Source organism: Streptomyces sp. 796.1, assembly GCF_047525675.1.
GTDB lineage: Bacteria > Actinomycetota > Actinomycetes > Streptomycetales > Streptomycetaceae > Streptomyces.
The window spans coordinates 1-17,818 of the sequence record NZ_JBLIWA010000106.1 but is presented as its reverse complement, the minus strand read 5'-3'; the positions used below and the strand labels follow the sequence as shown (position 1 = coordinate 17,818).

Below are 17,818 nucleotides of genomic sequence, written 5' to 3'. Positions count from 1 at the left end.
TGGTTGCGAACATCGCCGAAAGCCGGGTGACCCTCCGTGGTGAATGAAGAAAAGCTGGTCGACTATCTGCGCCGGGTGACCAGCGACCTCCACAGCACGCGGGCGCGCCTGCGCGAGGTGGAGGAGCGATCCCAGGAGCCGGTGGCCGTGGTCAGCATGGCCTGCCGCTATCCGGGCGGGGTCAGTTCACCGGAGGACCTGTGGCGCCTGGTGGCCGCCGCGGAGAGCGCCATCGGCGAATTCCCCACCGACCGCGGCTGGGACCTGGAAAACCTCTTCCACCCGGATCCCGACCATGCGGGTACGAGCTATGCGCGGCAGGGCGGATTCCTCTACGAGGCCGCCGAATTCGACCCGGAATTCTTTGGCATCAGCCCCCGCGAAGCACTGGCGATCGACCCGCAGCAGCGACTGCTCCTGGAAACCTCCTGGGAACTCCTGGAGCGGGCCGGCATCGACCCGCACACGCTCAAGGGCTCGCCCACCGGCGTCTACGCGGGCGCCGCCCTGCCCGGCTTCGGCACCCCGCACATCGAGCGCAGCGCCGAAGGCTACCTGGTCACCGGCAACGCGCCGAGCGTGCTCTCCGGCCGCGTCTCGTACACGCTGGGCCTCGAAGGCCCCGCCGTGACCGTGGACACCGCCTGTTCCTCGTCGCTGGTGGCCATGCACCTGGCCGCGCAGGCGCTGCGGCAGGGCGAGTGCTCGCTCGCGCTGGCCGGCGGCGTCACCGTGATGACCATCCCGAACGTGTTCACCGAGTTCGCCCGGCAGCGCGGGCTGGCGGCCGACAGCCGCTGCAAGGCGTTCGCCGCCGCGGCCGACGGCACCGCATTCTCCGAGGGCGTGGGCCTGGTCCTGCTGGAGCGGCTGTCGGACGCGCAGCGCAACGGCCACGAGGTGCTGGCCGTCATCCGTGGTTCGGCCATCAACCAGGACGGCGCGTCCAACGGCCTCACCGCCCCCAACGGGCCCTCCCAGCAGCGCGTCATCGGCCAGGCGCTGGCCAACGCCAGGCTCGCACCGGGCGACATCGACGCGGTGGAGGCACACGGCACCGGCACCCGGCTCGGCGACCCCATCGAGGCGCACGCCCTGCTGACCACCTACGGCCCCGACCGGCCCGCCGACCAGCCGCTGTGGCTGGGCTCGGTCAAGTCCAACATCGGACACACCCAGGGCGCGGCGGGCGCGGCCGGCGTCATCAAGATGATCATGGCGATGCGGGAGCAGGAATTGCCCCGCACCCTGCACGTCGACGCGCCCACGCCGCACGTGGACTGGGGCAGCGGCAACGTACGGCTGCTCACCGAGCCCGTGCCGTGGCCCCGCACCGAGCGCCCGCGCCGCGCCGCCGTCTCCTCCTTCGGCATCTCGGGCACCAACGCCCACCTCATCCTGGAACAGCCGCCGGCCGCAGCCGAGACCGCCCCGGCCGCGGCGCAGGACGCACCCGCGGCCGAGCAGCCCACGGCAGGGAATGCCACCACGGAGCAACCCGCCGCCGAGCAACCCACCGCAGGGAAGCCCACCGCGGAAGGCGATGCCGACTCCGCCGCGCCGCCGCTGCCCTGGGTGCTCTCCGGCCGCACCGAGCAGGCCCTGTACGACCAGGCCCGCGCGCTCGCCGACCACCTGGCGGCCCGCCCGGCGCTCACCCCGGGTGACATCGGCTGGTCGCTGGCCCGTACCCGCTCCGCGTTCGAGCACCGGGCGGTCCTCGTCGGAGCCACCCGCGCCCAGCTCACCGAGGCCCTGCACGCCCTCGCCGACGGCCGCCCGCACCCCGACCTCACCCGGGCGGCGGGCCCCACCAGGCCCGGCGACACCGCGTTCCTGTTCACCGGCCAGGGCAGCCAGTACCCCGGCATGGGGCGCGAACTGTACGCCGCCTACCCGGAGTTCGCCGCCGCCGTCGACGCCGCCTGTGCCCACTTCGACCCGCTGCTCGGCATCTCGCTGCGCGAGGCCATCTTCGCCGCCGACTCCCCCGAGCCAGGCCCGGCCGCCGAAAGCAAGGAGGCGGTCGAGGCCGGCCAGGCCCCCGGGGCTGACGAGACCACCGGCGAAGCAACCCACCCGGTGCACCAGACCGGCCTCACCCAGGCCGCCCTGTTCACCGTCGAGACCGCGCTCTACCGGCTCGTCACCTCCCTCGGGTACGCCCCCGACTACCTCACCGGGCACTCGGTCGGCGAGATCGTCGCCGCCCACGTGGCGGGCGTGCTGTCGCTGGAAGACGCCTGCACGCTGGTCGCCGCGCGCGGCCGGCTGATGCAGGCGCTGCCCGCCGGCGGCGCGATGATCGCCATCGAGGCCACCGCCGGACAGGTCGAAGAGCTGCTGGCCGGCCGCACCGACCGGGCCTCGCTCGCCGCCGTCAACGGGCCCACCGCCGTCGTGCTCTCCGGCGACCAGGACGTGGTCGAAGAGATCGCCCAGACCCTGCGCGCCCGAGGCCACAAGACCAAGCGACTCCGCGTCAGCCACGCCTTCCACTCGCCGCGGCTCGACCCGATGCTCGACGCCTTCCGCGAGGTCGCCGCCGGACTGACCTACCACGCCCCGAACCTGCCGGTGATCTCCAACCTGACCGGCGAACTCGTCGGCGCCGGACACCTGACCGACCCCGAGTACTGGGTGCGCCACGTCCGCGAACCCGTACGCTTCCACGACGGTCTGCGCACCCTCCACCGCGAAGGCGTGGTCCGCTACCTCGAACTCGGTCCGGACGCCGTCCTCGCCACCATGGCGCAGGCCGTCCTGACCACCGCCGAAGGCCAGGCCGAGCCGGCGTTCGCGACCGTACTGCGCAAGGGACGCGAGGAACCGCGCACCCTGCTCACCGCACTCGCCCACCTCCACAACGACGGCGGCACCGTCGACTTCGCCGCCGCGCTGCCCGCCGGCGCCCGCCCCGTACCGCTGCCCACCTACCGCTTCCAGCGGCAGCGCTACTGGCGCCCCGTCCCCGACACCACCGGCGACGTGCGCGCGGCCGGGCTCGGCGCCACCGAACACCCGCTGCTCAGCGCCGTGGTCGAACCGGCCGACGGCGGCCTGCTGCTCACCGGCCGGCTCTCCCTGCGCACCCACCCCTGGCTGGCCGACCACACCATCCAGGGCACCGTCCCGCTGCCGGGCACCGCCTTCCTCGAACTGGCCCTGCTGGCGGCCGGCCGCGCCGGCTGCGACCTGGTTGACGACCTGACGCTGGAAGCCCCGCTGATCGTGCCCGCCTCCGGCGCGGTCCAGGTGCAACTCGCCGTCGGTGCCCCCGACGCGGCCGGCCGCCGACCCATCGCCGTCCACTCCAGGCCGGCGGAGGAAGAGACCACCGCGACCGGCACGGCCGGCACCTGGCGCCACCACGCGACGGGCGTCATCGCCACAGCGCCCGGCGCCACCCCCGTCACCCAGGCCGACACACCCTGGCCACCCGCCGGCGCCGAACCCATCGACGTGGCCGACCTCTACCAGCGGCTCACCGACCAGGGTTACGCCTACGGGCCCGCCTTCCGCGGCCTGCACGCGGCCTGGCGCAGCGGCCAGGACGTCCTGGCCGAGGTGCGCCTGAACGCCGAGCAGCGTGCCGATGCCACCGCGTACGGCCTGCACCCCGCCCTGCTGGACAGCGTGCTGCACCCGCTCGAAGAGTTGTGGGGCACCGGCCACCACGCGCCGCAGCAACCCCGGACCGTACGGCTGCCGTTCACCTTCGGCGGGGTACGGCTGCACGCGACCGGCGCCGCCAGGCTGCGCGTCCGTCTCACCCCGACCGCGGCCGACCAGGTCCGGCTGGAACTCGCCGACCAGCAGGGCAACCCGGTCGCCACCGTGCAGCAGTTGGGCGTCCGGGAGATCCCCGCCGACCAGTGGCGGGCCGCCCGCACCGTCGACGACACCCTCTACCGGCTCGACTGGCTGCCCCACCCCGCCCCGCAGCCCGTACCCGTCGACGGACACTGGGCACTCGTCGGGACCGGCCTGGACCTGGAGCTGCCCACCGACGGCGGCACCGGCAGCACGTCCCGGCACGCCGACGCCGCCGCCCTCGGCGCGGCCCTCGCAGCCGGCGCCGAACCACCCACCACCGTGCTCCTGCTGTGCCCCGCACAGCAGGACGGCGAGCCGGCGCCCGACGCACCCGCAGGCCAACTACCCGACCAAGTGCGGGCCGCCGCGCACCGGGCGCTCGACGAACTCCAAACCCTGCTGGCCGACGCGCAGTTGACCGCCGCCAGGCTCGTCGTCACCACCCGCGGCGCCGTCCAGACCCACCCCGACGAGCCGCCCGCTGACCTCACCACCGCGCCCGTCTGGGGCCTGGTCCGCTCCGCGCAGGCCGAGCACCCCGGCCGGCTGCTCCTCCTCGACACCGACGACGACCCCGCGTCGCTGCACGCCCTGCCCGCCCTGGTGACCGCGGCCGTCGCGGGCGCCGAAGACGAGGTGGCGCTGCGCGCCGGCGCGGCCCGCGTCCCACGGCTGACCCCCTTCCGACCCGACCCGCAGACCACCGCGCCCGCGCTCGACCCGGACGGCACCGTCCTGATCACCGGCGGCACCGGGGCACTCGGCCGGCAGGTCGCCCGCCACCTCCTCACCGTCCACGGCGCCCGCCACCTGCTCCTGGTCAGCCGCAGCGGCCAGGCGGCGCCCGGCATCGACGCCTTCACCACGGAGTTGGCCGCCCTCGCCGCGGACGCGGGCCAACAGGCCGAGGTCACCGTCGCCGCCTGCGACACCGCCGACCCCGCCGCGCTCGCCACCCTGCTCGACGCGATCCCCAGCGCCCACCCGCTGACCGCCGTCCTGCACACCGCTGGCGTACTGGACGACGGCGTCATCGACACCCTGACCCCCGCCAGGCTCGATGCCGTCCTGGCGCCCAAGCTGGACGCCGCCTGGCACCTGCACCACCTCACCCGCGAGCACGCCCCGGCCGTCTTCGCCCTCTTCTCCTCCGCCGCCTCCGTGGTACGCAGCGGCGGCCAGGCCAACTACGCGGCGGCCAACGCCTTCCTCAACGCGCTCGCCGAACACCGTCGCGCCCAGGGCCTGCCCGGCACCGCCCTGGCCTGGGGCCTGTGGGGCTCGGCCGGCGGCATGACCGAGAACCTGAGCGAGGCCGACCTGGCCCGGATGACCCGCTCCGGCGTCGCCGCCGTACCCCCCGAGCAGGCGCTCGCCCTGCTGGACGCGGCCCTGACCACCCCGCACGCCACCGTGTTGCCCGCCCGCTTCGACCTCGGTGTCCTCCGCGACCAGGCCCGCAGCGCGCCCCTGGCGCCGGCGCTGCGCCGCCTGGTGCCGGCCACCCCGCGGGCCGCCGCGACCTCCGGCGGCGACGACGCCACCACCTTCGCCGCCCGGCTGGCGGGACTGTCCACCGCCGACCAGGACCGGCTGGTGGCCGAGCTCGTACGGGAACAGATCGGCACGGTCATCGCCCACCCGGCCCCGGAGACCATCGACCTCGGCCGGGCCTTCCAGGAGTTGGGCTTCGACTCGCTCACCGCACTCGACCTGCGCAACCGGCTCAGCGCCAGCACCGGCATCCGGGTGGCGGCCACCGTCATCTTCGACTACCCGACCCCGGACGCCCTCGTCGCGATGCTCCGTACCGAGCTCACCGGCGCCGCGGCCACCGTGCGCCTGCCCGCCGCGACCCCCAAGGTCAGCGACGCGGACCCGATCGTCATCGTCGGCATGGCCTGCCAGTACCCCGGCGGCGTCAACTCGCCCGAGGACCTGTGGCGGCTGGTGGCCTCCGGCACCGACGCCATCGGCCCGTTCCCCACCGGCCGCGGCTGGCCGCTGGGCGAACTCTTCGACCCCGACCCCGACCACACCGGCACCAGCTACGCCGACGAGGGCGGCTTCCTGCACGACGCCGACCGGTTCGACGCGGGCTTCTTCGGCATCAGCCCGCGCGAGGCGCTGGCCACCGACCCGCAGCAGCGGCTGCTCCTGGAGACCGCCTGGCAGACCTTCGAGTCGGCCGGCATCGACCCCGCCAGCGTCCGCGGCAGCCAGTGTGCGGTCATCACCGGCGTGATGTACGACGACTACGGCAGCCGCTTCATCGGCCGCGCCCCGGAAGGCGTCGAGGGCCGTCTGATGACGGGCAGCACGCCGAGCGTCGCCTCCGGCCGGGTCGCCTTCACCTTCGGCCTCGAAGGCCCGGCGATGACCGTGGACACGGCCTGTTCGTCGTCGCTGGTGGCGCTGCACCTGGCCGCGCAGGCGCTGCGGCAGGGCGAGTGCACCCTCGCGCTGGCCGGCGGCGTCACCGTGATGGCCACCCCCAACACCTTCGTCGAGTTCTCCCGGCAGCGCGGCCTGGCCGCCGACGGCCGGTGCAAGCCGTTCGCGGCAGCCGCCGACGGCACCGGCTGGGGCGAGGGCGTGGGCCTGCTCCTGCTGGAACGGCTCTCCGACGCGCGCCGCAACGGCCACCGCCCGCTGGCCGTCATCCGCGGCTCGGCCATCAACCAGGACGGCGCGTCCAACGGCCTCACCGCCCCCAACGGGCCCTCCCAGCAGCGCGTCATCGGCCAGGCCCTGGCCAGCGCCGGACTGACCACCGCGGACGTGGACGCGGTGGAGGCGCACGGGACGGGAACGACGCTCGGCGACCCCATCGAGGCACAGGCCCTCCTCGCCACCTACGGCCAGGACCGGCCGGCCGAGGACCCGCTGTGGCTCGGTTCCATCAAGTCCAACATCGGACACACCCAGGCCGCCGCTGGCGTCGCCGGCATCATCAAGATGGTGCAGGCCATGCGGCACGGCATCCTGCCGGCCTCGCTGCACATCGACGCCCCGTCCCCGCACGTGGACTGGGAGGCCGGCGCCGTACGGCTGCTCACCGAACCGACCCCCTGGCCGGAGCGGGACCGGCCGCGCCGGGCGGGCGTGTCCTCCTTCGGCATCAGCGGCACCAACGCCCACATCATCGTGGAACAGGTCCCCGAGCCGACGCCCCTCCACCCCGACGCCCCCTCTACCGCGTCGCATCGCACCCCGTCCGACACCACGGATGACGCAGCGCACGACGTACCGCAGACCACGGCAGACGGCGCGGCACAGGCTCCGGAACACGACGCGCCCCAGGACGCACGGCGCGACACCGCGGACGGGCTGCCGCAGGAGCAAGGCCAGCAACAGGAGCAGGGGCAAGACCGGGGCCACAGCCAGCCCGCCGAGGCGATCGTGCCCTGGGTCATCTCGGGCCGCGACCCGCAGGCCCTCCGGGACCAGGCCGCCGCCCTCACCCGTCACCTCGCCCGCCACCCCGACCTCGATCTGGCCGACGTCGGCTGGTCCCTGGCGACCACCCGCGCCGTCTTCGACCACCGGGCCGTCGTCGTCGGCCAGGACCGCGATGAACTCCTCGTCGGTCTGGAGGCGCTGGCCGCCGGCGAGACCTACCCGGGGCTGGTCGGGCCCGAGACCCCCGCCACCGGCGCGACTACCACCGGCCCGGTCCTCGTCTTCCCAGGTCAGGGCTCCCAATGGGTGGGCATGGGCGCCGGCCTCCTTGAGGCGTCACCCGTCTTCGCCGCCCGCGTCGCGGAGTGCGAGCAGGCACTCGCCCCGTACGTGGACTGGTCACTGACCGAGGTGCTGCGCGGTGGAGTGGACGCCGCCGAACTCAGCCGGGTGGACGTCGTCCAACCCGTGCTGTGGGCCGTGATGGTCTCGCTCGCCGAGGTCTGGTCCCACCAGGGTGTGACACCGGGCGCGGTGGTCGGCCACAGCCAGGGTGAGATCGCCGCGGCCGTGGTGGCCGGCGCCCTCACGCTCGCTGACGGCGCCAAGGTGGTCGCCCTGCGCAGCAAGGCGCTGCGCCGACTGGCCGGCGGCGGCGCCATGGCCTCCCTCGCCCTGCGCGAAGAAGCCGTCGTGGAACTCCTGGCCGACCTCGGCGAAGCGGCGGCCGGAGTGAGCATTGCCGCCGTCAACGGCCCCGGCTCCGTCGTCGTCTCAGGACCGCCCGAGCAGGTCCGACACGCCGTCACGCACTGCGAGGAGAGCGGCGGCCGGGCCCGGCTGATCGACGTCGACTACGCGTCCCACAGCCCCCAGGTCGACGAGATCGCCGACGAGCTCCACGAACTGCTCGCCGGCATCCAACCCACCAGCACCAGCCTGCCCTTCTACTCCACGGTGACCGCCGAACGCATCGACACCAGCGAGCTGACCACCGCCTACTGGGTGACCAACCTGCGCGAGCGGGTCCGCTTCGCCGATGCCGTACGCGCCCTGCTCGCCGCCGGGCACCGGGTGTTCATCGAGGCCAGCACCCACCCGGTGCTCACCGTCGGGCTCCAGGAGACCCTGGAGGAGAGCGGAACCGCCGGCGCCACGGTGCCCACCCTCCGCCGGGACCAGGGCGGCCCGGCGCAACTCGTCCGCTCCGTCGGACAGGCGTTCACCGCAGGCGTCGCCGTCGACTGGACCCCCTGGTTCGCCACCGGCCGCCGCCCGCGCGTCATCGACCTGCCCACCTACGCCTTCCAACGCGCCTCGTACTGGCTCGACGCCGACCGCGACCCCCTCGGCGACCTGTCCGACGTCGGCCTGACCGCGGCCGGACACCCGCTGCTCGGCGCCGCCGTGGAGGTCGCCGACGGCAGCACCCACGTCCTGACCGGCCGCATCACCCTCTCCGCCCACCCGTGGCTGGCCGACCACACGGTGGCCGGCACCGTCCTCGTACCGGGCGCCGCGCTCGCCGAATGGGCGCTGCGCGCAGCCGACGAGGTGGGTTGCGGGGGCGTCGACGAACTGACCCTGCAAGCCCCGCTGGTGCTGCCTGCCGACGGCGCCCTGCGCCTCCAGGTCGTCGTCACGGCCGCCACGCCGGACGGCCGCCGCGACGTACGCCTGTACGCGCGCCCTGACCGCGAGGCCGGCCACCACGACGCCTGGACCTGTCATGCGGAAGGCGTCCTCGCCCCGCCCGCACCCGCCGGCGAAGGCGGCCAGGAACTGGCCGGCAGTTGGCCCCCGGCCGGCGCCGAGCCGCTGCCCGTCGACGCCTTCCACGCACAGGTCGCCGCGGCCGGCTACGGCTACGGCCCCGCCTTCCAGGGCCTGACCGCCCTGTGGCGGCACGGCCCCGACGTGCTCGCCGAGGTCGAACTGCCGGACGCGGCCGGCGCCCCGGACGGCTTCGGCCTGCACCCGGCCCTGCTGGACGCGGCCCTGCACCCGGCCCGGCTGCTGACCGGCCCCGGCGAAGCCACCGGCCAACCGTCCGAGCAGACCGCCGAGCCGGCCGACCGATTGTGGCTGCCGTTCGCCTGGCACGGCCTCACCCTGTGGGCCACCGACGCCCGCACCCTGCGGGTACGCCTCACCCCCGGCGCGGCGACCACCGACGACGAACGTTCGCTCCAGGTCGTGGTGGCCGACGCGGTGGGCGCCCCGGTGCTCAGCGCCGATGCCCTCGTCCTCCGGGCCGCCCGCCCCGACCAGCTCCGCACCGCCGGCGCCCCCGGCACCGACGGCCTCTACACCCTGGAGTGGGGCCCGGTCGTCGCCCCGTCCGACACGGACGAAGCACCCGGCCGCTCGGCCACCGGCGGCTGGGCGGTCCTCGGCACCGACACCTTCCAACTCGCCGGGCTGCCCGTCCCGGACGGCTCCACCGTCGGCGCCCACCCGGACGTCGCCGCCCTGACCGCCGCCCTGGACGCCGGCACCCCGGTGCCCACGACCGCCCTGCTCAGCGCCGTGCCCGAAGCCGGGACAGAGGCCCGTACGGTCCCCGAGGCAGCCGGCGCCGGGCTCGCCCTCACCCAACGCGTACTGGCCCTGGTGCAGGACTGGCTGGCCGAGCCGCGCCTGCTGGACACCCGCCTGGTCATCGTCACCCGCGGCGCCGTGAGCACCGACGACACCGACCCCGGCACCGCGGGCGACGCCCCCCGCACCAGCGCCACCGACCCGGCCGCGGCCGGCGTGTGGGGCCTCATCCGCAGCGCCGAGGCCGAGAACCCGGGCCGCTTCGTCCTCCTGGACCTCGACCCGGCAGCGGAGGCCGACGCCCAGGCACCGGTGGAGGCGGTACTGCGCGCCGTCGACCTGGACGAACCACAACTCGCCCTGCGCACGGGCCGGGTACTCGCCCCCCGTATGCGGCGGGCCGGCGCGATCGGCAGCGAACTGGTCGGCCCGGCCGCCACCACCGCCTGGCGGCTGGCCTCCGAGGGGACCGCCACCGTCGACAGCGTCGTCCCCCTCGCCTGCCCCGAAGTCCTGGAACCGCTCGCGGCGGGCCAGGTCCGGATCGCGGTGCACGCCGCCGGCATCAACTTCCGTGACGTCCTCATCGCCCTCGGCATGTACCCGGGCAACGGCGTCTTCCGCGGCAGCGAAGGCGCCGGCACGATCACCGAGATCGGCCCGGGCGTGACGGAACTGGCCCCGGGCGACACCGTCTTCGGCCTCTTCGAAGGCGCCTTCGGCCCCCTCGCCGTCGCCGACGCCCGCCTGGTCGCCCCCCTCCCCACCGGACTCGGCCTACGCGAACTCGCCGCGGTGCCGACGGTGTTCCTGACTGCTTGGTATGGGTTGGTGGACTTGGGTGGGTTGGTTGCGGGTGAGTCGGTGTTGATTCATGCGGGGACGGGTGGGGTGGGGATGGCGGCGGTGCAGATCGCTCGTCATTTGGGTGCTGAGGTGTTTGCGACGGCCAGTCCTGCCAAGCACGGTGTGTTGGAGGAGTTGGGTGTTGATGTGGGGCATCGGGCGAACTCGCGGGATCTGGGCTTTGAGTCGGTGATTCGGGAGGCGACCGGTGGGCGGGGGGTGGATGTGGTGCTCAACAGCCTGGCGGGCGACTTCGTCGACGCCTCGCTACGGCTCCTCACCGACGGCGGACGCTTCGTAGAAATGGGCAAGACCGACATCCGCCCGCAAGCCGAGATCGCCGAGAACCACCCCGGTGTGCACTACACCGCCTTCGACCTGGTGCCCGACGCCGGCCCCGACCGCGTCGGCGAAATGCTGCGCACCGTACGCGACCTGCTGGTCTCCCACGTCCTGCGGCCGGCACCGGTCACCGGCTGGCCGCTGGCCAGGGCCCGGCAGGCGCTGCGCCACCTCAGCCAGGCCAAACACACCGGGAAACTCGTACTCGACGTGCCGGCGGCGGTCGACCCCGAAGGCACCGTCCTGATCACGGGAGGCACCGGAACCCTCGGCGCCCTCGTCGCCGAACACCTCGTACGCGCCCACGGCCTGCGCCACCTGCTGCTCGTCAGCCGGCGTGGCCCGGCGGCCGAAGGGGCCGAAGCGCTCGCCGCACGACTGGCTGAACTCGGCGCCAAGCCCCGAATCGTCGCCGCGGACGTGGCCGACGCGACGGCGGTCGCCGACCTCATCGCCGGCATCGACCCGGCCCACCCGCTCACCGGCGTCATCCACGCCACCGGCGTACTCGACGACGCCGTCATCGCCTTCCAGAACCCGGAGCGACTCGAACGGGTGTGGCAGGCGAAGGCGGCCGGCGCAGCCAACCTGCACGCCGCCACCGCCGGACACCGCCTCGGCCTGTTCGTCATCTTCTCCTCGGCCGCCGGCACCCTCGGCGGCCCCGGCCAGGCCAACTACTCCGCGGCCAACGCCTTCTGCGACGCGCTCGCCGCCCACCGCCGCGACCTGGGCCTGCCCGGCGTCTCCATCGCCTGGGGCCTGTGGGCCGACGCCAGCGGCATGACCGGCCACCTCGCCGACGCCGACCTGGCCCGCATGTCCCGCTCCGGCATCAACCCCATCGCCACCCCACACGGCCTGGCCCTGCTGGACGCCGCCACCGGACACGGCGCACCCCACCTCATCGCCGCCGACCTCGACCTACGGGCCCTGGCCGACCAACCCACCGAAGCGCTCTCCGCACCCCTGCGCGGCCTGGCCACCCCGGCCCCGACCGGCGCCAGGACCCGCCGCACGGCCAGCACCACGGCCGAGCCCGACACGGCGGACTGGGCAGGCAAGCTCGCCGGTCTGCCCGCCGCGGAACAGCAACGGACACTCCTCACCCTGGTCCGCACCCACGCGGCGACCGTACTCGGCCACCCCGACGTGGACGCCGTGCCCGCCGACGCCAGCTTCAAGGAACTCGGCTTCGACTCGCTGACCGCGGTGGAACTGCGCAACCGGCTCTCCGCAGCCACCGGCCTACGGCTCCCGGCGGCCCTCGTCTTCGACTACCCGGAGGCGACCGTGATGGCCGACTACCTGTTGCAGCGCATCGCCCCCGCCGACGAGGCGCCCGCAGGCCCGGACGCCGCAGACCCGGTCCTGGGCGAACTCGCCAGGCTGGAACACACCCTCGGCGCCCTGGCCCTGGACGACGAGGGCCGAGCACGCATCGCCAAACGCCTGGCCGGCCTCCTCAGCAAGGTCAACGAGGAGAGCGCCGACGCGCCCGGCGGATCTGACTTCAGCGACATCGACTCCGCTTCGGACGACGAGATGTTCGCGCTTATCGACCGTGAACTGCCCTGATGGAGGAGCGAGCACAGATGTCGGAAACGGAAGAGAAGCTCCGTCAGTACTTGAAGCGGGTCACGGTCGACCTGGGGCAGACCCGGCAACGCCTGCGCGAGGTCGAGGAGCGCCTCCAGGAACCGGTGGCCATCGTCAGCATGGCGTGCCGGTTCCCCGGCGGCATCGCCTCACCCGAGGACTTCTGGGAGCTGCTGTCCGCCGGCGGCGACGCCATCGACGCCTTCCCCACCAACCGCGGCTGGGACCTGGAGGGCCTCTACCACCCGGACCCGGACCACCCCGGCACCAGCTACGTGCGGCACGGCGGGTTCATCGAGGGGGCCGACCAGTTCGACGCCGCCTTCTTCGGCATCAGCCCGCGCGAGGCGCTGGCCATGGACCCCCAACAGCGACTCCTCCTTGAGGTGGCGTGGGAGGCCGTCGAACGGGCCGGCATCGACGCCGCCACCCTCAAGGGCACCCCCACCGGGGTGTACGCCGGCGCCGGCATCCTCGGCTTCGGCACCCCGCACATCGAGCGCAGCACCGAGGGCTACCTGCTCACCGGAAACACCCTCAGCGTCGTCTCCGGCCGGGTCGCCTTCACCCTCGGCCTCGAAGGACCCGCGGTCACCATCGACACCGCCTGCTCCTCGTCGCTGGTGGCCATGCACCTGGCGGCCCAGTCACTGCGCCAAGGTGAGTGCACGCTCGCGCTGGCCGGCGGCGTCACGGTGATGCCCAACGCCAACCTGTTCACCGAGTTCTCCCGGCAGCGCGGGCTCGCCATCGACGGCCGGTGCAAGCCGTTCGCCGCCGCCGCCGACGGCACCGGCTTCTCCGAAGGCGCCGGCATGGTCATCCTGGAGCGGCTGTCCGACGCCCGCCGCAACGGCCACCCCGTACTCGCCGTACTCCGCGGCTCAGCCATCAACCAGGACGGCGCGTCCAACGGCCTCAGCGCCCCCAACGGCCCCTCCCAGCAGCGCGTCATCCGCCAGGCACTGGCCAACGCCGAACTCTCCTCGTCCGAGGTGGACGTGGTAGAGGCGCACGGCACCGGCACCACCCTCGGCGACCCCATCGAAGCCGACGCGCTGATGGCCACCTACGGCCAGGACCGGCCCGCCGACCAGCCCCTCTGGCTGGGCTCGGCCAAGTCCAACATCGGTCACACCCAGGGCGCCTCCGGCGTCGCCAGCGTCATCAAGATGGTCATGGCGATGCGCCACGGCATGCTGCCGGCCTCGCTGCACATCGACACACCCACCCCGCACGTCGACTGGGACAGCGGCGCCGTACGCCTGCTCACCGAGCCCGTGGAGTGGAACCCGCAGCGCCCGCGCCGCGCCGGCGTCTCCGCCTTCGGCATCTCCGGCACCAACGCCCACCTGATCCTGGAGCAGGCCCCCGAGCCGACCGGCGAAGACCAGGCCGAAGCCCCCGCGGGCCCCGCCACCGCTGCGGCCGGCACCGTCCTGCCCTGGGTGCTCTCGGCACACAACGGCGAGGCGCTACGAGCCCAGGCCAAGGCGCTCGCCGACCGACTGACGGCCCACCCGGGCGCCTCGCCCGTCGACGTCGGCTGGTCCCTGGTCACCACCCGCGCCACCTTCGACCACCGCGCGGTCGTCGTCGGCGCCACCCACGACGACCTGCTCACCGGCCTCACCGCCCTGGCCGCGGGCGAACCCCACGCCCACGTCACCCACCCCGGCGACCCGGTCGCCGCCAGTGGCGTCGGCCCGGTGCTCGTTTTCCCTGGTCAGGGTTCGCAGTGGGTGGGGATGGGTGCGGGGTTGTTGGAGTCTTCGCCGGTGTTTGCGGCGCGGGTGGCGGAGTGTGAGGTGGCGCTTGCGCCGTATGTGGATTGGTCGTTGGTTGAGGTTCTTCGTGGTGGTGTGGGGGCTGCTGACCTTGGTCGGGTGGACGTGGTCCAGCCGGTGCTGTGGGCCGTCATGGTGTCGCTTGCCGCCGTGTGGGCGGATCAGGGTGTGAAGCCTGCCGCGGTCGTCGGGCACAGCCAAGGTGAGATCGCTGCGGCTGTCGTCGCCGGTGCGCTGTCTCTCGAAGATGGCGCTAAGGTCGTCGCCCTGCGGAGCAGGGCGTTGCGCAAGTTGGCGGGTGGCGGTGCGATGGCGTCGCTCGCACTCAGTCAGGACGAGGCGGTTGACTTCCTGGCTGGGCTTGGTGAGGCGGCTGCGGGTGCGGGTGTGGCGGCGGTCAACGGGCCTGGTTCCACGGTGATTTCGGGTCCGCCGGAGCATGTGCAGTACGCGGTGACGGCGCTGGAGGAAGCCGGCGGTCGGGCGCGGCTGATCGACGTGGACTACGCCTCGCACAGTCCGCAGGTCGATGAGATCGCTGACGAGTTGCACCAGGTGCTGGCCGGCATCACCTCCACTGCGGCTGATGTGGCGTTCTACTCCACGGTGTCGGCCGAGCGCCTGGACACCAGCGAGTTGACCACCGGTTACTGGGTGACCAACCTGCGCGAGCAGGTCCGCTTCGCGGACGCCGTGCGCGTCCTCCTCGCCGACGGCTACCGGGTGTTCATCGAGGCCAGCACCCACCCGGTGCTCACCATCGGACTCCAGGAGACCTTCGACGAGGCGGGCATCCACGCCGCTGCCGTTACCACCCTCCGCCGTGAACAGGGTGGGCTCGACCAGTTGGTGCAGTCCGTGGCATCGGCCTTCGCCGCCGGGCTGGACGTGGAGTGGGGCCGCTGGTTCCCGGACGCGCCGCGGCCGGGCACCGTGGAGTTGCCCACGTACGCCTTCCAGCGGCAGCGGTACTGGCTCAGCGGAACCGGCGGACGTGGCGGCGACCCCACTGACCTGGGGCTCAGCTCCGCCGGCCACCCGCTGCTCGGCGCGGCCGTCGAACTTGCCGACGGCAGCTCGCACGTGCTGACGGGCCGCCTCTCGGCCCAGTCGCACGGCTGGCTCGCCGAGCACGTCGTGGGTGGCGTGGTCCTTGCACCCGGCGCCGCGCTCCTCGAATGGGCGCTGCGCGCCGCGGACGAGGTGGGTTGCGGTGGCGTGGACGAACTGGCACTCCAGACGCCACTGGCGGTGCCGGCCGCCGGTGCCGTACGGGTCCAGGTGGTGGTCAGCGCCGCCGCCCAGGACGGACGGCGTGACGTACGCATCTACTCGCACGCCGAGAGCGAAGGCACCGACGAGGAGTGGGTGTGCCATGCCGAGGGGGTGCTGAGCCCGCCGGCCACCGATGCGGAGCGGGCCGAGGAACTCTCCGGCGCCTGGCCGCCGGCCGGCTCCACGGCAGTGGACGTCTCCGCTTTCTATGCGCGGGCCGCGGGTCGCGGGTACGGGTACGGGCCGGCGTTCCAGGGGCTCAAGGCGGCCTGGCGGCACGGGGCGGACGTGTACGCGGAGGTGGAGCTGCCCGAGGCCGCGGGGGAGCGGGAGGGTTACGGCATCCACCCGACCCTGCTCGACGCCGCGTTGCAGCCGGCCATGCTGTTGAACGAGGCGGCGGCCGATGCCGCTGCTGATGCCGACGGCGCTGCCGCTGGCGAGCAGGTGTGGCTGCCGTTCGCCTGGAACGGCGTCGCCCTGTGGGCCGCCGAAGCGGGCACGGTCCGTGTCAAGCTCTCCCCGTACCAGCAGGGCACGGCGGACGAGCGTGCCGTACGGGTCACCGTGGCCGACGCCGTCGGGGCGCCGGTACTCACCGTGGAATCGGTCATCACCCGACCGGCCGCGGTCCACCAACTGAGCACGGCGGGCCGCGGGGTGGACGGCCTGTACGCGATGGAGTGGTCACCCCTGCCTGGTGGTGTGGTGGATAGCGGTGTGGTGGGTGGGGTTTCGGATTGGGCTGTGGTGGGGTCGGATGTTTGGGGTTTGGGTGGTTTGGCTGGTGTGGGTGGGGTGTGGGGTTCGTTGGGTGGGTTGGTGGAGTCGGTGCGTGGTGGTGGGGTGGTTCCTTCGGTGGTGTTGTTGGGTGTGTCGGGTGAGGGTGTGGGTGTGGTGGAGGGTGTGTTGGGTGTGGTGGGGGAGTGGTTGGGTGAGTCGTTGTTGGGTGGTTCGCGGTTGGTGGTGGTGACGTCTGGTGCGGTGGTTGCGGGGACGGGTGCGGGTGGTGTGGATGTGTGGGGTGCGGGTGTGTGGGGGTTGGTGCGGAGTGCGGAGTCGGAGAATCCGGGGCGGTTTGTGTTGGTGGATGTGGAGCCTGGTGGGGCCGGTGTGGGTGTGGTGGAGGGGGTGCGGGCTGCGTTGGCCGCGGAGGAGTCGCAGGTCGCGCTGCGGGATGGGCGGGTCTTGGTGCCGCGGTTGGCCCGGGTTCGGGGAGCGGTCGAGGTGGTCGAGGGGTCGGCGCCGGTCGGGCTCGATCCTTCTGGGACGGTGCTGATCGTGGGTGGTACGGGTGTGTTGGGTTCGTTGGTGGCTGAGCATGTGGTGGGGGTGTGGGGTGTGCGGCGTGTGGTGTTGGCGAGTCGGCGTGGTGGGGAGGCGCCGGGTGTTGGTGGGTTGGTGGAGCGGTTGGGTGGGTTGGGTGCTGAGGTTCGTGTGGTTGCGGTGGATGTGTCGTCTGCGGATGCGGTGGCTGGGTTGGTGGCGGATGTGGGGTCGGAGGGTCCGTTGGTGGGTGTGGTGCATGCGGCGGGTGTGTTGGATGATGCGGTGGTGACGTCTTTGACGTCGGAGCAGTTGGGGCGGGTGTGGGTGGCGAAGGCTGATGTCGCGGCGCATTTGCACGCGGCGACCGAAGGTCTCGACCTCGGCCTGTTCCTGATGTTCTCCTCGGCAGCCGCCGCCTTCGGCAGCCCGGGGCAGGCCAACTACTCCGCGGCCAACGCCTTCTGCGACGCACTGGCTGCCCACCGCAGGTCGCTCGGCCTGCCTGCAGTCTCCATCGCCTGGGGCCTGTGGGCCGATGCCAGCGGCATGACCGGGCATCTCACCGAGACCGACCTGGGACGCATGACGCGCTCCGGCATCCGCGCGATGACCAGCGAACACGCCCTACGGTTGCTTGACGCGGCCTGCGCCGGCGACCATCCGCAGCCGGTCGCCGTCGATCTCGACGTGGCCGCGCTGGGTGCGTCCGACGACGTGCCGTCCGTACTCCGCAAGCTGGTCGTCCGTAGCCGCCGCAAGGCTGCCGACGCCGACGCCCAGGGCCCGGTGCTGGCCACCCGGTTGGCGGGACTCGACGACACCGAACGGCTCGATGTCGTACTCCAGGTGGTACGCGAGGCCGTGGCCGCGGTCCTGGGCTTCGCCTCCGCGGACGACGTGCGCTCCGAGGCGACGTTCAAGGAGTTGGGTTTTGATTCGTT

At 73.5% G+C, this 17,818-nt stretch carries 1 protein-coding gene and 1 pseudogene; both read left to right on the top strand.

Features of this window, described 5'->3' with window-relative positions; all coding sequences use genetic code 11:
- The first annotated feature begins 36 nt into the window (after positions 1-36).
- Positions 37-12,525, top strand: coding sequence for an SDR family NAD(P)-dependent oxidoreductase (locus ACMA1D_RS31925; RefSeq protein ID WP_414727460.1), 12,489 nt, complete (start codon positions 37-39; stop codon positions 12,523-12,525).
- Between the two features lie 17 nt (positions 12,526-12,542).
- Positions 12,543-17,818: pseudogene (locus tag ACMA1D_RS31920) on the top strand (type I polyketide synthase); the annotation flags it as partial.